The organism is Bdellovibrionales bacterium, assembly GCA_018266295.1.
In the GTDB taxonomy this organism is placed as follows: Bacteria; Bdellovibrionota; Bdellovibrionia; order Bdellovibrionales; family Bdellovibrionaceae; genus JACMRP01.
The window spans coordinates 424,527-448,368 of sequence record JAFEAQ010000019.1 but is presented as its reverse complement, the minus strand read 5'-3'; the positions used below and the strand labels follow the sequence as shown (position 1 = coordinate 448,368).

The window sequence follows — 23,842 nt, the reverse complement described above, 5'->3', positions numbered from 1 at the left end:
TATAACACAGGTTTTTAGAGTGAATTTCCGAGCTCAAGCCTAACGCGAATCATATCACTCATCAAAGAGCGTAATCCCTTCGCCCCGAAGAGATCTCTTGCAGAAATCAAAATCCAAAGCCCCACGTAAAATCTCCCCGCATAAGCGAAGCCAAGCACCCCAAAAAACCACGTCAATACTAAATTCAACAATTCGTATTCCGGACGAAGATATGTGGCTTGGGGGTATTCGGAGGCTCGGGCGAATATGCACGCGGGCCGCGGGCACCTAGGAGCTAGCGTTGGGCAACGGCTGGAAACTTCTTAGTTTCTAGCCATGCTCGGAATTCGTTGATGACTTGCTCTGACGTTGTCGGAGCAACTTCGGCGCGGAATTTGTCCTTCTTTTGGTCTTCCGCTAAGAAACAGGTGAATTCAAACATCTTTTCTGGCGTGTTCAACACAACCGTGAAGTAGCCCGCCACCCAGTCCGGCAACTTGTCTTCAAAACAAAAGCCGCCCTCGGACATATCCAATGTACTCGTCGAAAAGGTGTTTGAACCAACAACGATTTCCACCGGCACTTTGGCTTCGTAACGGGTAAATTTACGCGCAATCAGTTCACGCTTCTGCACGCCCACCGTGACCATGCGGACCTGCGTGATTTCGTGATCGTCTTCCTGAGTGATTTGCGGCACCGCCGGCAATTCGCCGTGGGCACTGTCTTTATAGCCAAACAGATCGTGGCATTCAGGTTCGCTGAGCGGCTTCCACTCGGTCCAATTCTCGTGGTGCGCCCAGCTCACTTTCACTTCTGCGTCCGTCATCGACGCCACCAAAAGCTGGCACTCCCGCATGCTCAAGCCTGCGAGAGTCCAAGATTTCAGTGGGTTATGAATGGCCCAAGGCCGGCGAACGAAGAGCGAAAACATATATCATACTATTTGTTAACGCAGTTCTGGTGCATATAGCCTTCAGGGCTATTCACTTGCACCCACACACCTTGCTGGCCAGTGATGCTCACATTAGAGCCCTTCTTAGCCACGCCCACTTGCTTACCAGTTTCAGGTTTTGTACGAACCACACAGTCTTTAACCAATGTTTTCGTGCTTGCACCCGTGCTACCTGTCGCAGATTTTTTAATCGCCGCGATACCAGACACGTTCAAACCCGCTGTCTCAGCTCTGATTTTTGCAGTTTCCAACATTGATTTTTCAGTTTCAGCCTCTGCTTTTGCCGTATCGACGCGGATAGAGTGCTCATCCGCCTTTGACTTTGCCTTTTCGAGGGCCTCTTCGATAGCTTCACGTTCTTTTTTAGCTTTTTCAGCTTCAGCTTTTAAACGAGCAAGCTCAGCATCGGCCTTTGTTGATTGAGCTTCGAACTCAGCAACAGCCTTTTTAGCTTTACCAGTTTCGAAAGTCGCTTCAGCAGTGGCTTTTTGCAACTCAGCTTTAGACTTCTCGAGATCTGTTTTAGATTTTGCAAATGCCGCACGAGCTTTTTCTTCGTTAGCCTTTGCTTCGTCAGCTTTTTTCTTTTCTTCTTCCAAAGACGACTTAATTTTCGCAAAAGATTCGGCCGCGGCCTTTTGATCTTCTTCCAACTTCTTTACAGAAGCGTCAGCTTGAGCATGAGCTGCTTGGTTTTTCTTAATGTCAGCCTCCGCGCGAGCTTTGTCAGCCTCGATACGAGCCATTTCAGCTTTTACACGGGCCTCAGTCGCTTTACCTTGAGCAACTGCTTTTTGCGTATTTAATTGAGTCTTAGCCATTTCAGCTTCAGTTTGTTTCAACTTCAACTTAGCATCTTCAAGTTCTTTCGTCGCTTTAGCTGCTTCGTCCATGGCTTTTTGGCCTTCTTTTTCAGAATCTTTCGCTTTTGAAGCAACGTCTTCAGAAGACTTCACAGCCGCTTTACGTTTTTCAATAGCTTGTTCTTTAGCCGCTTTCGCTTGAGCTACTTTTTCTTGAGCCGCTTTAATACGAGCTTCAGCCTGAGCTTGTTGTTGCTCAGCTTGCTTTTGTTGCTTTTCGTTTTCCGCAGTCTCTTGCTTTGCACGCGCTACTTCACGCTCAGCTTCGGCTTGTTCTTTTTTCGCATTTGCTTCTGCAGAACGAGCTTTTTCTAGAGCGGCTTTAGCCTCCGCACGGGCTTTATCAAGTCTTTTTCTCTCTTCCTCTGCTCTTCTTTTTGCTTCAGCGGCATCAGCTTTTGCGCTTTCTGCGTCGGTCGCAGCTTCTTCAGCATCTACCTGGGCTGAATCAACAGACTTCGCATGTGCTGAAGTCATAAGACTTGTGGAAGCAAGCAATGCAATTACTAACAACAGTGGTTTCAACGTCCCCATGGCGGTTCCTCCTTAAATATAAAATCTAACACTTGGCGTATCGGTCAGAGACCTTTGCAAATTAACTGGATTGAGGTCGCGCTCAGCGTTTCTTTCTGGAACAAACAACAGCTCATCGAAACAGTGTTTCAAAGTGAGAACTGTCAGTTGCTCCTCACACAGATGTCAAAAGGCTAGACTGGTTTTTAGTCCCAGTTCCGTCGTGGTTCACTTAGCGTGGCCCCGTTTCTGCACCATAATAAATTGAACGTTTACGTTTTTTTCTTTTCATTGTGGGGGGAACTCAATGAATGCACGGAAGAACAGTAAGTTAATGCCTGCTTTGACGGTGATGGTGCTCGGCGGATTGATGACCTTTGGTTATCAAAACTGTTCGCGAGCGAAATTCACCATCGATGAAGCAGCTAAGGCAGAAGCTTTAGGCAAGGAAGGCGTCTTTGGCACTACTCCAGGAGATGACGGGAATGTCGCGGGGGTTCGTCCGGGCGATGACTCCAACACCGGAGGTAAAACTCCACCAAAAGGTGACGACTCGAGTGTCGGAGGAAAAAATCCTCAAGGGAACGATTCCAACACACCAAAAACAAACGTGCCTGTGAATTTCTCATTTGAATGTTCCAACATGCACAGCGATGCGGCCGGCGGTAACGTTTTGACTGCTGCTGCGTTGAAAATCGTGATCGTTGATAAAACGAATAAAGTTGTTTGCGAACTCAGCGGCGACTTTAAGTCTCAGATCCTAAATACTAAAAAAGTCAGCTTCACTCCGTGCCCAGAGCTCCCAGCTGGAAAATACGAAGCTCATATTATGGATGCCACCGCTTCTTCTTCGGCTTTCATTTCGAAGGAGTTCACTCAAAGCGATATCCAGTTCACGAAAAATGCTGACGGCACTTACACAACGAGCAGCAAGAAGATCGCAATCCTTTACGATTTCAACAAGCAAAACAGCCAGTACAGCAGCGTGAATAAGAAATATGGCAATACCAGCACAGATGCGACACAAGCAAATTGTGACAGCCGCGTATCTCCGCTCATCGTGAGCATGAACTCAGAGTCTCGCGGCATCCAGCTGACTTCACCACTTGATGGTATTCAGTTCGATATCCTCGGCGAGAATTCATTCCCGAGGGCTCATGATAAGAAGCAGATTTCTTGGCTGACTCCAGAAGATCAAGAATACTACTTCATCGTACTCCCTAACAAACAAGGTCGCGTCTTGGGTATTGACGAAATGTTTGGTGATAACACCAAAGGCCCAGATGGTAAGTTTGCTGCTAACGGTTATGCAGCATTGGCAAAATATGATGACGACAAAGACGGTTTGATCACAGAGGATGATGCGATCTTCAGCGAACTTCGCCTGTGGAAAGATAGCAACCGTGACGGCGTTGCGGATCCAAACGAGCTCTATACACTCCAAGAAAAAGGCCTTACTGTGATCGACCTTCATTATGACAAACGTTATAAAGAAACGGATCAGTACGGTAACCAGACTCTCATGAAGTCTGTGGTAAAAACAGAGGACGGAAAACTGCACCTCGTGTTCGACCTCTGGTTCCGTTACCTCAACATCACCAAATAGGCGATGCTGATAACAAGGAGATGTGTCGAAGTTTAGCTTAACTTAAAAACATACTGCGGATAGAAACCAACGGAGCCCAAGGGCTCCGTTTTTTTTGGTGCCAGGCCCTCTTTCCGGACTCATCGCAACAAGAAACAGGGCCTGGCACCTGTTGTGACCGCCAAAAGGGGCACCGTCAAAAGGCTCTACACCGCAGGAGCGAATATATCCGTCCCCGACCCTCCGAAGGGCTGGCACCGCCATTGCTCTATAGATAAGTACCCCCCCATGGCGACTAGGCCCTCCCCCCCCACCTGGTCGCCGTTTTTTTTTGTCCAGCTTTTATTCCTCGACTGTCTCCCGAAAACAAAAAACCTTAAACTAGATTCATGCATAAGCTCTTTCACCGCTTCTTTCTCGTTGCCGCTCTGACAGCCATCTCCATGAATGCCAAAGCCCTGCAGGTCATGATCGACCCTGGCCACGGCGGAGTGGATTCAGGGACGTATCATTCTGGATTGAAAGAGAAGGATCTCGTTCTGAAAGTGGCCGGTTATTTAAAAACCCTGCTCGCCGACAACCCGCAATTCAGCGTCCAAATGACCCGGGAAAAAGATCAGCACCTGTCACTCCCCGAGCGCGTGAAAAAAGCCGAGACCGCGCAAGCAGATCTGTTCATCAGTCTGCACGCGAACTCAAACCCCGATCGTCGCGTAAAAGGGACCGAGCTCTATTTTCAGAACTCGCTACCCCCCGATGAAGAAAGCTTGATGCTTGCGGATCAGGAAAATCAGGCCGAGAAATCGGGAGCCGACGGCAAAACCCACTCTGCTGCTGCAGAAGCCCCTTCCAAAAAAGGGGATATCATGGCGATCGTGGATGATCTGCATCGCCAATATCGCGCCAAGAGCAGCTTGAAAATGACCCAACTGCTGTCGACGGATTGGCCTCATTCGGCGATCCGCCAAGCCCCGTTCTATGTGGTTTCAAAAACCACCATGCCTTCTGTGCTCGTGGAAGTGGGCTTCTTAAGCCATCCTGAGGAATCTCAGAAGCTAAACACGGTTAAATACCAGCAAGAAATTGCCCAGAAAATCTACAAAGCCGTTCTTCAATACAAAGAAATGATGGACAAAATTGAGGGCCAAGCACTAGAGTAAGTCCTTTCATTTCAAAGGATGTCTCATGCGCGCTCACGGCCGTCTGCCCCATCAATTACGCCCAGTAAAAATCACGTCCAACGTTTCTGAATACGCCGAAGGTTCTGCCTTGGTGGAGTTCGGTAGAACCCGCGTTCTCTGCACGGCAAGCTACGAAGCAAAAGCTCCGCAATGGCTTGTCGGTTCTGGCGAAGGCTGGATCACGGCAGAGTACGGCATGTTGCCGCGTTCAACTCACCAACGTATGAAGCGTGATAAAACTTTGAACGGCGGACGCACGCAAGAAATTTCACGCCTGATCGGCCGTTCTCTGCGCGCGGCCGTGGATTTGAAACTCATGGGCGAAAAACAAATCACCATCGACTGTGACGTGATCAACGCGGACGGAGGCACGCGCACGGCTTCTGTGACTGGCGGCTTTGTGGCGCTCGCGCTCGCACTTAAAAAGTTACACGGTCTCAGCGAAATCAAGAATATGCCCTTGATCAATTACGTCGCTGCCATCAGCGTCGGCATTCAAGGCAGCGACATCTTGCTGGATCTTGATTATGACGAAGATTCTGCCATCGGAACAGATATGAATTTTGTGATGACAGACAAAGGCCACTTCGTAGAGGTTCAAGGAACCGCCGAAGACGTTCCATTCACTCGCGAGCAATTGAACGCGATGATGGATGTCGCACAGAAAGGCTGCTTCGAACTTTTCAAAGTCCAAGAAGAAATCGTCGGTCCTATTTTTAAACGCACTCAAATCAGCGGAATGTAATTGTCATGGAATTGTGGATCGCAACCGGCAATAAAGGCAAAGTCACTGAATACAAACTCGGCTTGAAAGAGTTGGCAGAATTAAAAATCTTCACTCAAGCCGACATCCCTTCTTTCACTCCCCGCCCTGAAGACGGCAAGACGTTTCTTGAAAATGCGCAGATCAAAGCGCGCACACTCAAGGCCGTTAAGACCGGCGTATGGGTTTTGGGCGAAGACTCTGGCCTTGAAGTCGAAGGACTCAACAATCTTCCAGGCATTCACTCGGCACGTTATGCGGGCCCAAAAGCCTCTGACAGTGAAAATATCGCGAAGCTTTTGAAGATGATGACAATTCGCCCAATGGCGAATCGTAATGCGAGGTTTGTTTGCTCGACTGTGGTTTTTACTCCCGACGGTGCCGAATGGCACTTCGAAGGCGTGATGAAAGGCACTATCTCCCAAAAACCTGTGGGACAATTGGGCTTTGGCTATGATCCTGTGTTCATTCCAGAGGGACAAAAGCAAACCCTCGCGGAGTTAGGCCCTGGATATAAAAATCAACACTCTCACAGAGCGCAAGCCCTGAAAGCCTTTCTGGAAAAGCTAAAGGCCTAGATTCAAGGAAACCTCGAACTAAACAGTGACTTCACTCTGCGGTTCGATAACCTTCTCGTATGAGACTACTTCCAGCTCTTACACTCACGCTGTTGGCCTCTTTGTCATGGGGTAAGGACGACCCCGCTGACAAAATTTACTTCGGCATCAATAGCAATTACTCAATGCCGCTCGTTGAGATTCAAAATCCACTCCACAAGCCCGAGGTAGAGCGCGGTCTTTTGAAAGATCTTGGCGAAGCCATTGCCGCGGAAATGAAACTAAAGACAACATGGATCTTGCTGCCAAAAAATCGTGTGGCTCCGAGTTTGCTTTCTGGCGATATCGATATCATCTGCCACATTCACGAAATCTGGCAGCCCGCAATCCGTAACGATGTTTTGTGGACCTCTGAACTCTATCCCAGCGTCAACGTGATCGTATCGGCCAGCAAAAAAACGATTCAAAAATTGAAAGACCTCCACGGTGAGCGCGTCGGCACCGTCGTCAACTTTATCTACCATGATTTAGAGTCTGAATTTTAAAGCGGCGAAATCACCCGCGAAGATGGCGCCAGCAATCAAAGCAATATTCAGAAACTCATCCATGGCCGGCTTGATTACATCGTGATGTCAGACCTCGAATACGATTATTTCAGCCATATCTACCCAATTCTAAAAGAGTCCGAGTTGCAAATGGATCGCGTTCGCACCAAATGTGCAGTCTCAAAAAAGTCCAAATTGCCTCTTACTCAGATTAATCGCGCGATTGAGAACATTAAAAAGAACGGAACTTATCAAAAAATCCTCAAGAACTACACCGATGCTCGTTGATTTCGCTCGCTAAAGCTGCGTTTCAAACATGAGTGAAAAAAAATTATATCTCCGTCATTCAGTGACGGTACAACTTCACCACCCCTTTTCTCGGTTTTTACCAAAGATCGCTCCGAACGAAGAGCTCCGTAACTTGCTGAAACACCGCTAGAATTACTTTCCATAAACTGTTCTAAAATTATAATCAGAAACTCTCTAGTCTGGCATGGACAAGCATTCGTTCATCGTTTTGCCTAATGCGAGCGTAGGTGACTTTGAAAATGACCGAAAGGGCCTACAGAAAGTCGCGAGGAACAACTATGAGCTTAAAGATAAAGATGATTTTAGCATGTTTGACCATCACCGCGACCGGCCTTGTCGTTGCTTTGGTCGGATCCTATTCAGTAAACTCTGTGACAGATTCCTACAGTCCGATTGCCAAACAAAGTCTGCCACTCGTAAAAACCCTCGGCGACCTCCGCGGGGAATTTCGCGAGCTCCGTATTCAGGTGCGAAGCATTGCCTTCATCGGCACCGAGAAAAAAGATGTCGAGCACTACACTGCGGCCGCCCTTCGCCAAGCAGAACAGGTCGCGCGCCTGTTAAAATATTATGAAGAAGTCGATCTTTCAGCGAAGGACCGCGCCAGCTATAAAGAACTGCAAGCAGCTTGGAAGGACTTCTCTGCTTTCGGTGCCGAGCTCATCGGTAAATCTAAAGATTACGAACAAAATCAGACCGAGATCGTTCGCATGATCCGTGAAGTTTGCCCCGCCAAAGCCGACGTCTTTTACAAAGCGCTCCGGACCGAGACGGAATTGCAACTGGCTCAAGTCACAGCCAACACCAATAAAGCCATTGAAAATGAAAACATGGCGCGTGTGCTGATGCTCACTTTCAGTGTGATATCTGTACTTTTGGCGCTGGTGATCGCTTATGTTTTCTCTCAACGTCTTTCAGATTCAATTACGAAAATTGCGGCTCGCCTTGCAGAAGCCAACACTCAGGTCACAAGTTCCATGGACGTAATGACCAGCTCCGGAAATAGTTTGGTGTCATCATCGACTCAGGCGGCATCGACCCTGCAAGACACCGTGGCTTCGCTGGAAATGCTTTCAGCAATGGTGAAAGTTAATTCTGACAATGCCAAAGAAGCTGCTTCGATTTCCATGAACTCGAAAGACTCCGCTGAAAAAGGCGAAAAAGAAATCAAGGCTCTGATTCAGTCGATGAACGAGATCTCAGAATCTTCGAAGCGGATCGAAGCTATTATCACCGTGATTGACGACATCGCCTTTCAAACAAACCTGCTCGCACTCAATGCTGCTGTTGAGGCCGCGCGCGCCGGCGATCATGGCAAAGGTTTCGCCGTGGTGGCGGAGGCCGTCCGCGCCCTTGCTCAACGCAGTGCCTTGGCGGCGAAGGACATCTCGGGCCTGATTAAGGAATCGGTGCAAAAAATCTCTCAAGGGAGCCAAATCGCCGACCGCTCCGGGATGGTGCTAAATGCCATCGTCGGTTCGGTGAATAAGGTCTCAGAACTCAATAACGAGATCTCGACGGGCTCTTCGGAACAGGCCAATGACATTCAGCAGATCAGCAAGGCCATGTTTCAGCTCGATCAGTCCTCCCAAGAGAACGCCTCGTCAGCCCAAAAAATCGCCACAGAGTCCAATGAGGTCAATACTCTAGCCCTCGATGCGCTGGAACTGAGCCGAGAGCTCAACCAGATCATTCTGGGAGATCAAAAGGCCGCGTAAAAAATCGGCATTTCACTCCGAAAAGTGGACAAAGCTCCCACCCCTTGCTAGCCTCCTGGGGCGCAACTGAAGTTGCTTCCTGCGCAAACGCACTTTTAACTCAGGAGACTACGAGTGATGAAGGGCCTAAAAATCTTTTCGGGGAATTCCCACCCCCAACTAGCCAAAAAAGTGGCCGAAGCAGCCGGTGTTGAACTTGGATATTCCCAGGTAAGCTCGTTTGCCGATGGCGAAGTACAAATCGAGATCCATGAAAGCGTCCGCGGTCAGAACGTGTTTATCGTTCAAAGCACCTGCCCGCCTGTGAACCAGAGCTACATGGAACTTTTTATCATGGTGGATGCGCTCAAGCGTGCCTCTGCCGCCCAGATCACGGCCGTGATTCCTTATTTCGGATACGCCCGCCAAGATCGTAAGGTGGCTCCCCGGGCGCCGATCTCTGCCAAACTGATGGCGGATCTGCTGACCACCGCCGGCGTGAACCGCGTGGTTTCCGTGGACCTCCATGCCACCCAGATCCAGGGCTTCTTTAACAGCCCGGTGGACCATCTTTTTGCCATTCCAACCCTGGCCCGCGCTTGGCGTGAGCAGCTGGGAACAGGCTCTGATTTTGTTGCGGTGAGTCCTGACGCCGGAGGGGTCGAAAGAGCCCGTGCCTTTGCTAAGAGAATTGAGAGTTCACTGGCCATTATCGATAAACGCCGGTCCGGCCCGAACGAGGCAAAAGCTTTGCACCTTATCGGGGATGTTTCGGGCAAAACCGCTGTGATTATCGATGACATGATTGATACGGCTGGAACCCTTACACAAGGGGTTGACAGCCTTATTAAGAATGGGGCAAAACGTGTCTTCGCCGTTGCAACGCATCCGGTATTATCGGGCCCAGCGATCGCCCGATTGAAAGAAAGCCCTATCGAAAAGGTTTGGGTGACAGACACGATTCCGCTGTCTGAAGCCGCCAAAGCTTGTGGCAAGTTTGAAGTCGTCTCCGTAGCACCTTTGCTCGCAGAAGCCATCAAACGCATCCACGGCAACGATTCGGTAAGCTCGCTCTTTGATTAAGTAACAAGTGACCAGTATCCAAACGGAGATGGGTCTAACAGAAGGAAGATGAAATGAAACAAAGAATTGAACTCACTATGGAAGCTCGCGAAACTGGTAAACACAACAGCCGTGCACTCCGCAATGCTGCTAAAGTTCCAGGCGTTATCTATGGTGCAGTTGAGAACACAAACGTGTTCGTCGATGTTCGTGATGTTTTGAAATACAACACACGCGCTTACGAGAATGCTCTTTTCAACGTAAAAAGCTCTATCAACAAAGCTAACGGCAAAGTGGTTTTGATCAAGTCAGTAGACGTTCACCCTTTGACTCGCCGTCCAGTTCACGTTGATTTCTTCGCTCTTGATATGACTAAAACTGTCCGCGTAAACGTAGAAGTTCGTTTGGAAGGTAAACCAATCGGTTTGTCTGAAGGCGGTTTGTTGAACGTTGTTCAACGTCAAATCGAGATCGAATGTTTGCCAACTGAAATCCCAGATTTCTTCACTGCAGACGTTTCTAACTTGGGCGTAGGCGATGCTCTTCACGTGTCTGACTTGAACGTAGGTAACGTTAAAGTTATCTCTCGTCCAGAAGACACAATCGCGGTTGTTGCGGTTCAAGAAGAAGAAGCAGCAACTCCAGCAGCGGCAGCAGCTCCGGCAGCAGGCGCAGCGGCTCCTGCAGCAGCAGCTCCGGCAGCGGGTGCAGCGAAACCTGCAGCTCCAGCGAAAAAATAATTGGTCTCATCGACCTACTCAAAAAGCGGCTTAAGGCCGCTTTTTTTGTTTGTGATTTTGAGTTTTGTGGCTCACTTCGTTTTGTGGCTTGATCGCCCAGTAAGGGAAACAGCGAAGGCCATCCGTCCATGAGAACGGGGCCAGACGACCATCGTGGTCGCCTGGGAATGAAGACTGAAGACAAGTACTAAACTCTGCAAATGTCTTCAGATACAGAAACCTGACGGCACGGACGGCCGGCAGGAAGCGGAGCTCGAGGCGGAAGCCTCGATTATCAGGATGTAGAAAGAAGTTCGGAGACAATACAAATGTGGCTCATCGTCGGCCTAGGAAATCCAGGAAATCAATATGCCCTCACCCGGCATAATATTGGCTTTATGGGCGTGGATTACATGCTCAAAGGTTTGGGCAATCCCCCACAGAAAAATCAATTCAAAGCCGAGATCTTTCAAACCAAGATCGGCGAGCATCCAGTTATTTTTTGTAAGCCGCAAACTTTTATGAATCTCTCGGGCGAATCCGTGCAGCCCCTGATGGGCTTTTATAAGATCGCCATGGATCATCTCATCGTTATGCACGATGAGATCGATCAGCCGTTTGGCCAAATGAAAATCCAGAAGAACCGCGGGCACGGCGGCCATAACGGTATTAAAAGCATTTCCGGTTTGTTGGGCTCTGCCGACTACATTCGCCTCCGTTTAGGCGTGGGTCGCCCCGAGAACCCCAATATCCCAGTGGCTGATTACGTATTGAATAAATTCACCCAAGATGAGTTCGCGAAAATGCCGGATTTCCTTAATAAAGCGGGCGATGCGGTTGAAAGCATCATCTATGACGGGATCCAAAAAGCTTCGACGAAGTTTAATTCTTAGGGTAAGGTAGTTTTTTAATTTTTATTGGCGCAGTCCAGTTGCGGCCGTCCCGGCCTCCACCTCCTGCGCCGGAGGCGCACACATGGCACTTCAAGTTGGTATTGTTGGTTTACCGAACGTAGGTAAAAGTACTCTTTTCAACGCCCTCACGTCTGCAAAGGCCGAGGCTGCGAACTACCCGTTCTGTACAATCGATCCTAACGTCGGCGTTGTAACAGTTCCAGATCCACGCATGGATAAAATCTGTGGTTTCGTAAAACCTCAAAGCATTGTTCCAACAACGATGGAGTTCGTAGACATCGCCGGTATCGTAAAAGGTGCCAGCCAAGGTGAAGGCCTCGGCAATCAGTTCTTGAGCCACATCCGCTCAACAGACGCGATCGTTCACGTGGTTCGTTGCTTCGACGACCCAAATATCATCCACGTATCTGGTTCTGTTGATCCAGTTCGCGACATGGAAATCATCAACACAGAATTGATGCTTGCTGATTTGGACTCTGCTGAAAAACGCGTTAAGCGCGTTGAGAAAACGGCAAAGACCGGCACTGATAAGAAAATCAAAATGGAATACGAAGTGGCTCGCAAAGTTGTTGAAGCCCTTGGTAAAGGTTTGCCAGCTCGCTCAGTAGCGATTGATGATCAAGAAGCTCCTTTCTTGAAAGAGATGCACTTGCTCACTGCTAAGCCGCAATTGTATGCGATGAACGTGTCTGACGCGGATTTCGCAGCCGGCGGCAATGATTGGACTCGCGCTGTTGAAAAACGCGCCGCTGAAGAGGGTAACACAACGATCTTGATCTGTTCTGCAATGGAAGCTGAGATTGCTCAGTTGCCAAAAGAAGAGCGCAAAGATTTCTTGGATGCTCTCGGCGCTGAAGAGCCGGGATTGAATCGTTTGATCCGCGAAGCTTACAAATTGTTGGGCTTGCAGACTTACTTCACAGCGGGTGAAAAAGAAGTGCGTGCATGGACGATCCGTGCCGGCATGAAAGCTCCGCAAGCAGCCGGCGTGATTCACACGGACTTCGAACGCGGTTTCATCAAAGCTGAAACTTATCACTGCGAAGATCTCTTCACTTTGAAGAGTGAGCAAGCCGTAAAAGACGCGGGCAAGTACCGTGTCGAAGGAAAAGAGTACGTCGTGAAAGACGGCGACATCTTGTTCTTCAAATTCAACGTTTAGTTTCTAAAAAAACCCCGGCAAAACCGGGGTTTTTCTTTTCTCTCTAGCAAATGCCTTTCTCTGCTCCATCGTGAACCATGAACTCAGAGTTCGTCCGCGGTTTCACAAAGACCACTATTTCACAGGTCCTTCGGCGCTTTTTGAGAATTGAAATTGTGACGAAAAAGAACTTCGATACCCTGAATAGAGTGAAGTTCACCATACGTTTCTTTATCTTTTCACTCCTCTTTTGCTGTGCTGCTGATGTGAGTTACTCCCACATTATACCATTTGCCTTTTTTCGCGTGCCACCGCCGGTGCTGAACTGGGATTTCACGGCAATGAGCTCGCTGCCTTCGACATTGACGTTTACACGCACTTCGACGGCGACCTACTTTGATAGTTCGGGGGTGATGCAAACCGCTGCGGCGGGCACTCCCCGCTTTGATTATGATCCGACGACGCTGCAGCCACGCGGGCTTTTGCTAGAACCTGCGGCAACAAATATCAACGTCTGCAGCGAAAACATTGATCTTGCGACTTGCTGGAACACCGAAGGCGCAACACCCATGCTGGTTGCAAAAGACGTTGCAGTCGCACCGGATGGAACGATGACAGCCGATCGTTTGACTCAGCAAGGGGATTCATGGACCTATGGAACTCTGCCGACAACCTCCGCCAACACCTCCTATGTTTTTAGCGTTTATGTGAAATCTCTCAGCACCAATGGCACGATTCGCCTCGCGATGCAAGAGGCCACGGGAGCTTATCAGCTCTGGGTGACTCAGGATGTGAACGTCACGACAAACTGGACACGGGTTTATATCACAGGACAGAAAACGAACAGCAACGTGATGCGCTTTATGATTTATATGGGGAGTGGGCATCTTTCGCAAATCTACGCCTGGGGCGCTCAAGCAGAACTAGGCACTATGCCCACCAGCTATATTAAGGTTCCGAGCACTTCGCCCGTCACTCGCAATGCCGAGACGCTGATCTTCAACTCACTGGCGTGGCTGGATGGCACACAAGGCACGCTGTTTGCGGAGTACATGAATACGCGTAATGAAAGCAGCGCCACGTACCGCGTGCTGGGGCTCTTTGCAACTAATGTCTCTGGAACTTTTGCGCAGAACTCGATTGAGATTTCTGATAACAACACCACCGTCACAAGTGGCGTCACCGTCGGTAGCACTTCGCAGTTCAGCCCCGGTGGTGCGATCACAACGGCGGGAACTGTGAACCGCCAGGCCATCACTTACAAAGCCAATTCGTTCACAAGCTCCATCAATCGTGGGGCGATCACGACAGATACTTCAGGCACGCTTCCGACGATCAACTATGGCTATATAGGTTCACAGCCCGACGGTAATCAACGAAGCCGCTACATTCGCAAAATTCAATATTACAATTCAACCGTGCAAGCGGCCCATTTGATGGGGCTCTAAGGCGGAAAGATTCTACTCGGTCCCATGGGGCCTTATTTACAAGCACTCGGACTTGGTCTAAATTCTCCGTCATGAAATACCTCATCAGTCTTTTCATTTTTGTGACTCTGTCGGCCCAAGCTCAAACCACCAAGCCCGTTCTCATTAGCGGCTTTGATGACGTTCTTCGCCAGGCCGAAAACACGGGCCTCACGAAGTCTGCGGTGAAGATTCTTGAAAAAGATAAAACCTTTGCCGGCATGCCTGAGCTCTATCAAGCGATCACCAGCGACGAGACCACTCCTGTAAAATTCACGCTTGTGAGCGGTATTGCAACCTGGTTTGAAGGACGCATCCGTGGCTTTCTAAAAGAATCGCAGTATCCCACGGCGGACTTGGCTTTGCGTAACTGGATCACCGAGTGGTCGATTGAAAAATTCAAAGTAAAACACCTTGAAAAAATTCTGGCCGCTCACCCGGGCCGTCACTTCATCGTGATTTTTGATAACTCCGAGCCAAGCCTTGAAATCGCTGAAACTATTCGCGCGCAATATGGCGATAAGATCTCGCCGGTGTATTTGCACGAAGTTCTTTTCCGCGCTGAGCGCCCCGGCACTGTGAATTACATCACAGCCATGGATATCGCGCTGAATGAACATCAGTACGGCCGCCTGACTGCTGCCAATGTCGAGAAAGTGGCTCAAGCGATTCTTGCTGAGAAAGACGCGGAACTCATTATTCCGGAATATGCTTACTGCCCGACTCAATACGATGCTTGCAGCAAGGCTCCTCGTGAACTCTCAGCCACCTGTGCGCAGGTTCAGACTAAAATCATCGAGATTTGTAAGAATAGAAAAAACAACTAAGGCCGGCGGTTCTGCGCGGCCTCGCAGCCCATGAGCTCGCCTTGGGCGATGTTCTCATAGTAGTCGCTCCAATTTGCAGGCGGCGGATTCATCAACGACTGATCGCTATAAACGAAGCGGCTTGCCACATATACTTTATAAGTGCCTGGCGCTCCGACAAATTTCTCGAGCCACTGCTTGAGATGGACCGGCTGGCTTTGCGTGGACGGATCTAAGATCACCCACTGCGCATGTTCATCAAGCACCGCGGGCGCCACGTGAAACTCCCAGTGAACCGGGCCATATTTCGGCGAATTATAATTAAGATCACCAAGAACGAAGATCTTGGCATTCAGGACTCTTCGCGCTGCCATCCACTCAGACATCAGATAGGCCCGTGAGTGACAGCAATCTTTTGGATACATAAAGGGCAAATTCGAAAGCTGGAGCCATGAAAATAGCGTGCGACTTCCAACCGAGGACATCCTTGAAACCTTGAGCGTATCGCCTAGATGGTCTTTAACTCTGGACTCGCCGATGGGGCTTGCTTTTAAGGGTTGATTCGATGGCACAAAGAGATCGCCATAGTCAGGGATTTCATCCCGGTAAGCCCGGGCCTGTGAGAAACCAATCAGAATGAACATCAAGAGCAGAGCGCGTTTCATCAATAAAAGTCTGATGCATATTCTAAGCCATAGCAATCAGAGACTTTATGACACTCCGGTCTTAACTTCATTCAGCGACACTACTTCATTGCGCCGCTAAAGAAGGCCATCGCAAGGCAGGCAAACCAACCCATCCCATTCATCCCCGTCACATCACAGCCCTTTTTGACGTTATTAACAGTGGTGTTGTTCACCAATGTGGTGCTCTGGTTGATGGTGTTATTTACCACCTGAGTGATTTGATTGTTAATGATCGTCACGGCCGCGTCCGCAGCCGCATCCGTGTCGGTATAGCAGCCGTTCACCTTGCCGTTAGCGTCTAAGAGAACCCGGATCGGGAAAGCCCGTGTGAAGGTCTTGCCGCCGTAGCTGGTTTTAACCCGCTCGCCTGAAACGATGAGGTTCCCCATAGTGACGGCGCCTTTGGAGTTCGCCGGTAAACTGCCTTTCACGCTTTGAAAGTTCGTCCAATCCTGAGACTCGATATGAAAGCCCAGGCCGGTGATTTTAAGGCTCCGGTTGCCAATCGTATCGCCGACACTCAACATCGGGCGACCATTGCTATCTATGACAGTATTGAAGTTATCAATCCCCATGATGCTATTAAGTGCGTTCACTGCGGTGTTCGTAACTCCGCCGAGAACACTCATCACAGGATTCAGCAAAAATCCGTATTTATTTGGATCAAGCAATTGAATCTGTTTGTCTTTGAAGTTCTGCTCACAACCGGGCTTCAGACTGAGCTGCATTTGCAGCTGACGAGCCATTTCGATTTCTTCGAATTTGGATTCGGAGTAATTGGTGGCGTTGATAGAATCCTTCATCATCTGCGCGAGAGCCATAGAAATGACTGCAACAATTCCGAGCGCCACTAATGTTTCAATGAGGCTGATGCCTCGCTGATTTGAAATAACATTCATGCTTCCCCCGAGGCTTTATTGTAATAAACAAAAAAAGATCTCTCAAATTTCACGAAGCGAAAACGCCCGAAACGAGTCGAAAATATAACGAGCATCTCGTTTTGGAATGTCTTGCTGACCCGAGGAAACAGAAAATAAAAAAGCCCCGGTGTGTTGCCGGGGCTTTTTGGTATAGATTTTTTTTCTGACTGACTATTTCGCGTTTTGATTAATCCAAGTCACGGCTTCGCTGACCTTGCTGTAAACGCCTGGCTTGTTCGCACGAGCGCAGCCCTCACCCCAGCTCACAACACCGATCAAGTAGACTTTGTGATCGTCAGCAGTCGCGACCAAGGGGCCGCCGCTGTCGCCTTGGCAAGAATCTTTACCACCTTGAGCATAACCCGCACAAAGCATACGATCAGTGATGCCACCACCGTAGTTTTTATTGCAGACAGCCTGTGGAACCAAAGGCACTTCTACTTTTTGCAAACGAGCCGGCAATGTTTGGTTCGTTTCTTTCGTTGCACCCCAGCCAGCAACCGTCGCCATGATTTCTGGACCGCTTGCAGGAACTGCGATATCAGCAGTGTTCAAATCAACGGGCTGATAACGAGAGTTTTGGCTGAGCTCGATCAATGCGTAATCGAAATCTGTTGTTGATTCATTGTACTTTGGATGACGGATGATTCTTTTTGGCTTGATGATCTCGGCATTGCGAGTGTCATTCAAGTTGTGCAAACCGATAACCACTTTACCGACACCGTCTGCTACGCAATGACCCGCCGTCAAAACCCAGTTCTGACGAATCAAAGAACCACCACAGAAGTGACCCATACTGTCTTGCAAAGACACGATGAACGGAAACTCACCCATGGAAGCTTCAACGCCACCCACGATTTTAGTTTCAAGTTGACCTGCGAACGCGAGATTGGATGCGAAAAGCATCGCTACAATACTGACATAAATTTTCATAGAAAATTCCCCCCGAGAAATAGCTTTCTAAAGTCTGGGGAGTTGCTCAATTCATTTGCAAATTTCTAAACAAAGGTCGAGCTAAAGAGTGGTGTCGTTTCTAGTCCACTTCCTGCAAAAACTTTTCTGGTGGGCGATTATGGAAGATAAGATGGAAGGCAAGGACCGTTAGAAACAAAACTAAAGCCGGGAGCAGCAGCAAGTGCGGGAACTGAGAAAGAGATCTCCACCCTTCTTGCAAAAGAATTCCCCAGCTGACTTGCGGCGCCTGCAAGCCATAGCCCGCAAAGCTAATCATGCTCTCGTACAGAATACTTGCCGGGATTTGCATCACGAAAAGAGTGAGCAGCGTGCTCTGCATGTTCGGCAGAATGTGCTTTTGGAAAATACGCAAAGGCGTCGCCCCTAAGGCGCGGGCGGCTTCGACGTAGTTTAATGCTTTGATCTGCTTTGTCTGCCCACGAGTGATCTTAGCAACATTAAACCAGTGCACCAGTGAGATCGACAGGGTCAGCGCCAAAAGAGTTCGCAGATTAAAGTCGCCGACCTCAAAAAGGCCTTGCAAGAACAAACACAGCAGCGACACGAGCAAAAAGCTTGGAATCGCCTGCAGGACATCCAAGCAGCGAATGAGAAGCCTTTCGCTGAAGCCCTCAAACCACCCGGCCATTGCGCCAAAGGCAATTCCTAAAAGCATCGTCAGACCGCTTGAGAAAACCGCAACAAAGAGTGAAACCCGGGCGCCATAGAAGACTCTGGTAAAAAGATCGCGACCGAGGGAATCCGTGCCAAACCAGTGATGGGCCCCCGGCGGCATCAGGATGCTCTCGGTGTCTTGATGATCAAAGCGCACGCCGCTGATCTGCTCAGCGAACATCGCGAGGATGATCATTGCTAAAAGAAAGCCAAGGCCGACGTGACGCGAGCGAATCTTCATCGCTGCCCCCGGATTCTTGGATCGGCCCACATCGCCATCACATCAAACACATTCGTCAGCACAATCATGCTTGAGCCATAGAGAAGGACCAAACCCATCACAACCGGATAGTCGCGCAGGTTGAGGCTCTCGACGAATTGCTGGCCAAGGCCGGGAACCGAGAAAAGAACCTCCACCAGGAACGAGCCTGAGATCAAGCCGACAATCAGCGGCCCACTCATTGAAAGAACCGGCATCAAGGAGTTCTTATAGGCATGGCCGGTCAGAATTTGAAACTTTGAAAGGCCCTTTGCTTTTGCCGTGCGAATGAAATCAAGCTGCAAAGTTTCTTGCAAGGAATTATCCAGCAGCATGTGCAGCTGCGCCCAAGGACGGATGCTCAAGGTCAGAACCGGTAAAATATAATGCAACGGACTTGAAAGAAACGCCGTCGGCAGCAGGTTGAGGTAAAACCCGAAGAAATAAATCAGCACCGGCCCCAGGAATAACGACGGCAATGAAATCGCAAGAATATTCAACGAGCCAATCCCGCGACTCAGTAAAGAGTACTTGTTTGCCGAAGTCAGAAAGGTCGTTGCAAAAGCCAAGAGATATGAAACCAGAATCGCCAGCACATTGAGGACGACCGTTTGCGAAAAGCCCTGTGACAGAATTTCACCCACAGTCTTCCCGCCTTGGTGCATAGAGCTGCCGAGATCACCCTTAAGAAGGCTTTTAAAATAAGCAAGGAACTGAGTCCCGACCGGCTGATCGAGGGCCCAGGTGCGAATCAGATTTTCTTTTACTTGGGGATTTAGAGAGACCTCATCATCGAAAGGCCCCCCCGGCATGGCATGAAGAAACAAGAAGCTAACAAAAACCAATGCTAACAGAGCCGTGAGAGTTTCAACGAGCTTACGCAGTATATGAACTCTCACGTCCCCACTAGATGTCATCCCATGATTCCTTTTGTACCATTTGGCCGTCGGTCTTAAATGGTACAGGATCTACGAGATAAGCAAAGAGATCTTTTTTATTTCCGTAAAGTTGTGAGTACACGTAGCAGTTAGAAACAACTTTCTTCACGTAGTTACGGGTTTCCAAGAAAGGAATGTGCTCAATGAACTCATCCGTCTCAAGGTGGCCGAAAGACGCAAGCCAATTCTTCACTCTGTGAGGGCCGGCGTTGTAACCCGCCGCCACGAGTGGAATCGTGTTATCAAACTTCGTCATCAGGCGCGCAAGATAACGGCTGCCCATTTTGATCGCCGCACTTGGTTCAAGCAACTGACGAGGCTGGAAGTCCTTATCACCAAGCAAATTAGCCACACGATAACCTGTGAACGGCATCACCTGCATCAGGCCCAAAGCCCCCACCGGCGAGATCGCATCTTTGCGGTACTGGCTTTCTGCGCGCATGATCCCCCATACAAGCTCACTCGGAACCGAGAAGTCTTTCGAGTAGCGGTCGACATACTGAGAGAACGCCTTTGGATAAGCAAACTCCCAGAAGTTACGACCCACATCGACGCCATTAGAACGTTGGCCTGAAAAGTAAACTTGGCCAATATACGAAGAGCGATGGTAGTAGCCGACAGAATTGTATTCCGTCATCAAAGACTTCATGAAGTCCTTGTTGCGGGTCTTCTTTTCAATATCGTAAAGATCCCACTTCGCCCAGTCCTCAAGACCGACTTGCATCAGGTCGCGGGCTTTTTCAAAGCGCTTCACCAGTAATGGATTTGCGCCAACTTCTTTATTGAGTTCTTCATCAGCAACATCGACTTGCTTATCGTCCGTGCCGTCCGCCGTATCGGTGGCTTCAGACTCCTCAGAGTCCCCTCTGAGTTCTTGCATTACGAGCCCCTCTTCGGTCTCAGAATCGAGCGAGCCCATTGGCGGCATTGCTTGATCGTCGACCGAAGGAATCATGAATTCACTCGCCGGCATTCTTGAAACCCAGCGCATGGATACGTCTTGAACCGAGCCGCGGTTTGCAACCTTGGGCTGCATCGACTGCATCTTCTTCAAACGGTACTGAGCCGCGATGGAGTAGTAACCCATCAATGGATCGCGAGCGAGTTTTTCAAAGTTTACTTTTGCTTGATCGAATTTTTCCTGACGATATAGACTCATCGCCATCCAGTAAGTCATACGATCCGCCGGATAACGAACGCGATGACGGCGGCCACGGCCTTTTTCAGACTGAAGCTGCGCAAACGCTTTGTATGCACCTTGGTAATCGCCTTTAAGATATTTAATCCAAGCTAGCTGCCATTTTGCATCTATGTTCAATGCCGAGTTCGGATACACCTTCATGAACTCTTTAAAGCGGCGAGCAGCTCCGTCGTAATCCTGGAATTGGTAGCTTAAAAACGCCGACTGATAAAGAGCTTCTTTGGCCTGCTTCGCACGCGGGCTCATCTTGTAAGCCGCGTAATAAGAACCCACAGCCGCTTGCACTTCACCGGCGCGGGCGGACACGGACGCAAAGCTCATTAAATAACCGAAGTTATTTTTCTTTGCTTCGTAGTATGGTTTTAACAAGTTGTAAGCTTTTGTGAGCTCTCCTTGTTGGGCAAAGAACTGAGCCTGAACTTGGTCTGCCAAATACGGATCTTCTTTGTTGAGGCGCTCGCGGATACCGTTGATTTCATCTTGGGCTTTTTTATCGTAACCGGCAAAGATCAAATAACGGATGCGAGTTTTGAAATCATCAAGCTCTGAAGGACATTGGCTTGGCTTCTCGCCGATTTTATTTTCAGCAAGATCAAAACCCCAGTCCTGAACTTTTGGATACGTTGGATAGCGCTCGTAAAGCTTTTCGGCCCACTTGCACATTTGTTTGTGACTGCCGCCGCCCTGCTCTGCCAAAGCCATGAAATAAAGAACTTCAGGATACTCTTCGGTGCCGCGAGTTCGCTTTTCGATTTTTTGGAAGTTGGCTTTAGCTTCTTTATAATTGCCGTGCTGAAGCGCGATTTGGCCAAGCATTGAAATCGAATCGATTTTCAGTTTCGCGTTCGGCGAAAGCGTGTCAACGCGTTTGAACTCGGCCTGAGCTTCGGCATATTTTTTCAAATTGAAGTACGCCATGCCTTTATAGAAATACCCATACTCTTCGAGGTTGGATTTTCCTTTCAAAGCAGCATCAAAAGCAGTGATCGCTTTTTCGTAGTCACCGGCGTTGTAGTAAAGCATTGCGAGTGTGTACGGCAAAAGTTTTTGATCTTCTCCGGTCGGATTTTTTTGCAACTCTTTTTGCACGAGCTCGATGGCTTCGGTTTGTTTGCCATTCTGCTTAAGCTCGCGGATTTTTGCCTGGAGCTCCGGGCCTGCGAGTGCCGCGGAACTTGCAAGAACCACCGCAGTACCAACGAGAATGCTTGAGAGAGAGTTTGAGAATCTGCTTCCTGAGGGATTTTTCGTTTTGGCAGTCTGTTTAAGCAAGGGCTCCTCCTGAGACCTTAAATATTTGTAATGCACCTTAAATAATGATACCGAATAATCATGGCAAAATCGAAGAGCAAAACACTTTATGTCTGTCAAAATTGCGGGGCGCAACGTACGCGTTGGGAAGGTAAATGTACCGACTGCGGAGCCTGGAATACTTTCGTAGAAGAAATCCAGGCCCCCGAAGCCAAAACCAGGGGCTGGTCTGTCGGCAGCGATGAGCGCGCGACGGTGTCATCGAAGCCGGTTTCCCTAGACCAAAGACTTGAGGAGATGCATCTGACTCGTTTCGATACGGGTTATGGCGAATTAAACCGGGTTTTAGGCGGTGGTTTAGCAAAAGGCAGCTTCGTTTTGTTGGGCGGATCTCCTGGCGTGGGCAAAAGTACTTTGCTTTTGCAAATGGCCGGAGGACTGGCTGAACACAAAAGCCGTGTTCTTTACATTTCCGGCGAAGAAAGTGTTGCACAGACTGGATCCCGTGCTCACAGATTGGGCATCAAATCTCCTTTGATTGAGATCGGCAGCGAAAGCAACCTGCATACGATTATGGAATTGGCTCGCCACAAAAAGCCGGATGTGTTGGTCGTCGACTCGATTCAGACCGTTTATCTTTCCGACCTTCAGGCCGCTCCCGGGTCCGTGTCACAAGTGCGTGAGTGCGCGGGGCATCTGATGGGCCTTGCTAAACAAGAAAACATCACGGTCATCCTGATTGGTCACGTCACAAAAGATGGCAGCATCGCGGGACCAAAAGTTTTGGAACACATGGTGGACTGCGTGTTGTCTTTTGACGGTGACGCTTCTTACAACTTCCGTTTACTCCGCTCCCTAAAAAATCGCTTCGGCGCGGCCCAAGAGCTCGGCGTATTTCAGATGAACGCCAAAGGACTTGAGGAAGTTTCGAATCCCTCAGAGCTTTTCCTCGAGGAACGCGGCAACCAATTGATTGGTTCTGCAGTTTTTGCATCGATGGAAGGGACAAGACCGCTTTTGTGCGAGGTTCAGGCGTTAACGCTCTCAAGTCCGATGGCGATGCCACGTCGAACAGCCCTTGGAATCGACGTGAACCGCTTGCACCTGCTCACCGCGGTCCTAGACCGACACCTTGACATTCGCCTCAGCCACAGTGACATTTTTATTAATGTGGTTGGAGGACTGAAGCTGGTTGAACCGGCGGCGGACTTGGCAGTGGCAGCTGCGATTCTTTCGACGGAAGGCCGTAAAGAGCTTGATGCGAAAACGGTGTTCTTCGGAGAGATCGGATTGACCGGCGAAGTTCGCGGAGTTTCATTCGTGGAAACACGTTTGAAAGAAGCCGATAAACTGGGATTCACTCATTTTGTACTTCCCTTCTCCAACAAGCGTCACTTAGGAGATTTCAAAATCTCTAAGGATAAAAAAGTGAGCTACATACGCAACGTGCACGAACTTCAGAAGCTGATATAGAACGTAGGAGGGAAGCTTCAAATGTCGACGGAAACAATTGCAACCAGTGGAACAGCCATTGTTCGCGAAACCTATGCGCCTAATGACTTTATTTTTTTCGAGGGCGATATCGAAAGCCACTTCTACATCGTAGAAACTGGCCAAGTGAAAATCTTTACTAAAAACAAACTCGGTAAGCGCATCGACATCATGACCGTCGAAGAGGGCGAGTCCTTCGGTGAGTTCGCGCTGCTTGATAACAAACCCCGTTCGGCTTCTGCACAAGCGATCACAGAGACTTCTGTGATTAAAGTCTCTGCCGAAGGGTATGAGCAGTTGTTGTCGGAGCTTCCGGTATGGGCCGCTTGTATGATGAAGTCTTTCGTGGTTCGTCTTAAAAACATGACTGATCAATTGCGTGCAAGCGATCAGTTCCTTGAGCGTCAGAAATAGG

The 23,842-nt window shown here is 49.2% G+C and carries 23 protein-coding genes; 15 read left to right on the top strand and 8 right to left on the bottom strand.

The annotated features are described in order from the left end of the window. Positions 1 to 274: 274 nt before the first annotated feature. Both JSU04_19445 and JSU04_19440 read right to left on the bottom strand, forming a co-directional pair. A complete protein-coding gene (locus JSU04_19445) occupies positions 275 to 910 on the bottom strand; it encodes a PilZ domain-containing protein (GenBank protein MBS1972490.1) in 636 nt (211 codons plus the stop codon). 8 nt (positions 911 to 918) lie between these two features. Then, positions 919 to 2,328, bottom strand: coding sequence for a hypothetical protein (locus tag JSU04_19440; GenBank protein ID MBS1972489.1), 1,410 nt, complete (start codon positions 2,326 to 2,328; stop codon positions 919 to 921). Between the two features lie 286 nt (positions 2,329 to 2,614). Here JSU04_19440 and JSU04_19435 point away from each other — a divergent pair, with 286 nt between their 5' ends. The 13 genes from JSU04_19435 to JSU04_19375 all read left to right on the top strand — a co-directional run bounded on the left by JSU04_19435 (position 2,615) and on the right by JSU04_19375 (position 15,073). Continuing rightward, positions 2,615 to 3,913, top strand: coding sequence for a hypothetical protein (locus JSU04_19435; protein ID MBS1972488.1), 1,299 nt, complete (start codon positions 2,615 to 2,617; stop codon positions 3,911 to 3,913). Positions 3,914 to 4,281: 368 nt separating this feature from the next. Next, positions 4,282 to 5,052 carry an N-acetylmuramoyl-L-alanine amidase gene (locus tag JSU04_19430; protein MBS1972487.1) on the top strand — a complete coding sequence of 257 codons (771 nt, stop codon included), beginning with the start codon at positions 4,282 to 4,284 and terminating at the stop codon, positions 5,050 to 5,052. Between the two features lie 25 nt (positions 5,053 to 5,077). Next, positions 5,078 to 5,818 carry a ribonuclease PH gene (rph, locus tag JSU04_19425; protein MBS1972486.1) on the top strand — a complete coding sequence of 247 codons (741 nt, stop codon included), beginning with the start codon at positions 5,078 to 5,080 and terminating at the stop codon, positions 5,816 to 5,818. 5 nt (positions 5,819 to 5,823) lie between these two features. Further along, positions 5,824 to 6,414: an RdgB/HAM1 family non-canonical purine NTP pyrophosphatase gene (rdgB, locus tag JSU04_19420; GenBank protein MBS1972485.1), complete on the top strand. Its 591-nt coding sequence runs from the start codon at positions 5,824 to 5,826 to the stop codon at positions 6,412 to 6,414. A gap of 59 nt (positions 6,415 to 6,473) precedes the next feature. Beyond that, on the top strand, positions 6,474 to 6,938 hold the full coding sequence (locus JSU04_19415) for a transporter substrate-binding domain-containing protein (GenBank protein MBS1972484.1): 465 nt from the start codon (positions 6,474 to 6,476) through the stop codon (positions 6,936 to 6,938). A gap of 9 nt (positions 6,939 to 6,947) precedes the next feature. Continuing rightward, entirely contained in the window at positions 6,948 to 7,226 is a 279-nt protein-coding gene (locus JSU04_19410) for a transporter substrate-binding domain-containing protein (GenBank protein ID MBS1972483.1), read from the top strand. A gap of 731 nt (positions 7,227 to 7,957) precedes the next feature. Continuing rightward, complete coding sequence (locus JSU04_19405) at positions 7,958 to 8,965, top strand: hypothetical protein (GenBank protein ID MBS1972482.1); 1,008 nt, start codon at positions 7,958 to 7,960, stop codon at positions 8,963 to 8,965. Positions 8,966 to 9,082: 117 nt separating this feature from the next. Beyond that, the gene (locus JSU04_19400; GenBank protein MBS1972481.1) at positions 9,083 to 10,027 is read left to right on the top strand and encodes a ribose-phosphate pyrophosphokinase; all 945 of its coding nucleotides are present in this window, start codon (positions 9,083 to 9,085) and stop codon (positions 10,025 to 10,027) included. A gap of 53 nt (positions 10,028 to 10,080) precedes the next feature. Continuing rightward, positions 10,081 to 10,746 (top strand): 50S ribosomal protein L25, encoded by a 666-nt coding sequence (locus JSU04_19395; GenBank protein MBS1972480.1) that lies wholly within the window; start codon positions 10,081 to 10,083, stop codon positions 10,744 to 10,746. A 308-nt stretch (positions 10,747 to 11,054) separates the two neighbouring features. Further along, positions 11,055 to 11,618, top strand: a complete 564-nt coding sequence (locus JSU04_19390; protein ID MBS1972479.1) for an aminoacyl-tRNA hydrolase — start codon at positions 11,055 to 11,057, stop codon at positions 11,616 to 11,618. A gap of 82 nt (positions 11,619 to 11,700) precedes the next feature. Continuing rightward, on the top strand, positions 11,701 to 12,801 hold the full coding sequence (gene ychF / locus JSU04_19385; protein ID MBS1972478.1) for a redox-regulated ATPase YchF: 1,101 nt from the start codon (positions 11,701 to 11,703) through the stop codon (positions 12,799 to 12,801). Positions 12,802 to 13,121: 320 nt separating this feature from the next. Next, on the top strand, positions 13,122 to 14,228 hold the full coding sequence (locus tag JSU04_19380; GenBank protein MBS1972477.1) for a hypothetical protein: 1,107 nt from the start codon (positions 13,122 to 13,124) through the stop codon (positions 14,226 to 14,228). 71 nt (positions 14,229 to 14,299) lie between these two features. Then, positions 14,300 to 15,073 carry a DUF2183 domain-containing protein gene (locus JSU04_19375; protein ID MBS1972476.1) on the top strand — a complete coding sequence of 258 codons (774 nt, stop codon included), beginning with the start codon at positions 14,300 to 14,302 and terminating at the stop codon, positions 15,071 to 15,073. Here the strand turns inward: JSU04_19375 and JSU04_19370 are convergent. The 6 genes from JSU04_19370 to JSU04_19345 all read right to left on the bottom strand — a co-directional run bounded on the left by JSU04_19370 (position 15,070) and on the right by JSU04_19345 (position 21,957). Further along, positions 15,070 to 15,717: a hypothetical protein gene (locus tag JSU04_19370; protein MBS1972475.1), complete on the bottom strand. Its 648-nt coding sequence runs from the start codon at positions 15,715 to 15,717 to the stop codon at positions 15,070 to 15,072. The genes JSU04_19375 and JSU04_19370 overlap by 4 nt on opposite strands. An 80-nt stretch (positions 15,718 to 15,797) precedes the next feature. After that, entirely contained in the window at positions 15,798 to 16,637 is an 840-nt protein-coding gene (locus JSU04_19365; protein ID MBS1972474.1) for a prepilin-type N-terminal cleavage/methylation domain-containing protein, read from the bottom strand. 192 nt (positions 16,638 to 16,829) lie between these two features. Beyond that, positions 16,830 to 17,591, bottom strand: coding sequence for a serine protease (locus JSU04_19360; protein ID MBS1972473.1), 762 nt, complete (start codon positions 17,589 to 17,591; stop codon positions 16,830 to 16,832). Between the two features lie 100 nt (positions 17,592 to 17,691). Next, positions 17,692 to 18,528 (bottom strand): ABC transporter permease, encoded by an 837-nt coding sequence (locus tag JSU04_19355; GenBank protein ID MBS1972472.1) that lies wholly within the window; start codon positions 18,526 to 18,528, stop codon positions 17,692 to 17,694. Next, positions 18,525 to 19,373: an ABC transporter permease gene (locus tag JSU04_19350; GenBank protein ID MBS1972471.1), complete on the bottom strand. Its 849-nt coding sequence runs from the start codon at positions 19,371 to 19,373 to the stop codon at positions 18,525 to 18,527. The genes JSU04_19355 and JSU04_19350 overlap by 4 nt, the downstream gene beginning before the upstream one ends. A 79-nt stretch (positions 19,374 to 19,452) precedes the next feature. Then, positions 19,453 to 21,957 carry a transglycosylase SLT domain-containing protein gene (locus tag JSU04_19345; protein MBS1972470.1) on the bottom strand — a complete coding sequence of 835 codons (2,505 nt, stop codon included), beginning with the start codon at positions 21,955 to 21,957 and terminating at the stop codon, positions 19,453 to 19,455. 60 nt (positions 21,958 to 22,017) lie between these two features. Here JSU04_19345 and radA point away from each other — a divergent pair, with 60 nt between their 5' ends. Both radA and JSU04_19335 read left to right on the top strand, forming a co-directional pair. Then, entirely contained in the window at positions 22,018 to 23,409 is a 1,392-nt protein-coding gene (gene radA, locus JSU04_19340) for a DNA repair protein RadA (GenBank protein MBS1972469.1), read from the top strand. 21 nt (positions 23,410 to 23,430) lie between these two features. Beyond that, positions 23,431 to 23,841, top strand: coding sequence for a cyclic nucleotide-binding domain-containing protein (locus JSU04_19335; protein MBS1972468.1), 411 nt, complete (start codon positions 23,431 to 23,433; stop codon positions 23,839 to 23,841). Position 23,842 lies beyond the last annotated feature (1 nt).

Bases quoted from the DNA above. Each gene is read 5' to 3' on its own strand.
- JSU04_19445 (MBS1972490.1), bottom strand. From the start codon at position 910: ATGTTTTCGCTCTTCGTTCGCCGGCCTTGGGCCATTCATAACCCACTG.
- JSU04_19440 (MBS1972489.1), bottom strand. From the start codon at position 2,328: ATGGGGACGTTGAAACCACTGTTGTTAGTAATTGCATTGCTTGCTTCC.
- JSU04_19435 (MBS1972488.1), top strand. From the start codon at position 2,615: ATGAATGCACGGAAGAACAGTAAGTTAATGCCTGCTTTGACGGTGATG.
- JSU04_19430 (MBS1972487.1), top strand. From the start codon at position 4,282: ATGCATAAGCTCTTTCACCGCTTCTTTCTCGTTGCCGCTCTGACAGCC.
- rph (MBS1972486.1), top strand. From the start codon at position 5,078: ATGCGCGCTCACGGCCGTCTGCCCCATCAATTACGCCCAGTAAAAATC.
- rdgB (MBS1972485.1), top strand. From the start codon at position 5,824: ATGGAATTGTGGATCGCAACCGGCAATAAAGGCAAAGTCACTGAATAC.
- JSU04_19415 (MBS1972484.1), top strand. From the start codon at position 6,474: ATGAGACTACTTCCAGCTCTTACACTCACGCTGTTGGCCTCTTTGTCA.
- JSU04_19405 (MBS1972482.1), top strand. From the start codon at position 7,958: ATGATCCGTGAAGTTTGCCCCGCCAAAGCCGACGTCTTTTACAAAGCG.
- JSU04_19400 (MBS1972481.1), top strand. From the start codon at position 9,083: ATGAAGGGCCTAAAAATCTTTTCGGGGAATTCCCACCCCCAACTAGCC.
- JSU04_19395 (MBS1972480.1), top strand. From the start codon at position 10,081: ATGAAACAAAGAATTGAACTCACTATGGAAGCTCGCGAAACTGGTAAA.
- JSU04_19390 (MBS1972479.1), top strand. From the start codon at position 11,055: ATGTGGCTCATCGTCGGCCTAGGAAATCCAGGAAATCAATATGCCCTC.
- ychF (MBS1972478.1), top strand. From the start codon at position 11,701: ATGGCACTTCAAGTTGGTATTGTTGGTTTACCGAACGTAGGTAAAAGT.
- JSU04_19380 (MBS1972477.1), top strand. From the start codon at position 13,122: ATGAGCTCGCTGCCTTCGACATTGACGTTTACACGCACTTCGACGGCG.
- JSU04_19375 (MBS1972476.1), top strand. From the start codon at position 14,300: ATGAAATACCTCATCAGTCTTTTCATTTTTGTGACTCTGTCGGCCCAA.
- JSU04_19370 (MBS1972475.1), bottom strand. From the start codon at position 15,717: ATGAAACGCGCTCTGCTCTTGATGTTCATTCTGATTGGTTTCTCACAG.
- JSU04_19365 (MBS1972474.1), bottom strand. From the start codon at position 16,637: ATGAATGTTATTTCAAATCAGCGAGGCATCAGCCTCATTGAAACATTA.
- JSU04_19360 (MBS1972473.1), bottom strand. From the start codon at position 17,591: ATGAAAATTTATGTCAGTATTGTAGCGATGCTTTTCGCATCCAATCTC.
- JSU04_19355 (MBS1972472.1), bottom strand. From the start codon at position 18,528: ATGAAGATTCGCTCGCGTCACGTCGGCCTTGGCTTTCTTTTAGCAATG.
- radA (MBS1972469.1), top strand. From the start codon at position 22,018: ATGGCAAAATCGAAGAGCAAAACACTTTATGTCTGTCAAAATTGCGGG.
- JSU04_19335 (MBS1972468.1), top strand. From the start codon at position 23,431: ATGTCGACGGAAACAATTGCAACCAGTGGAACAGCCATTGTTCGCGAA.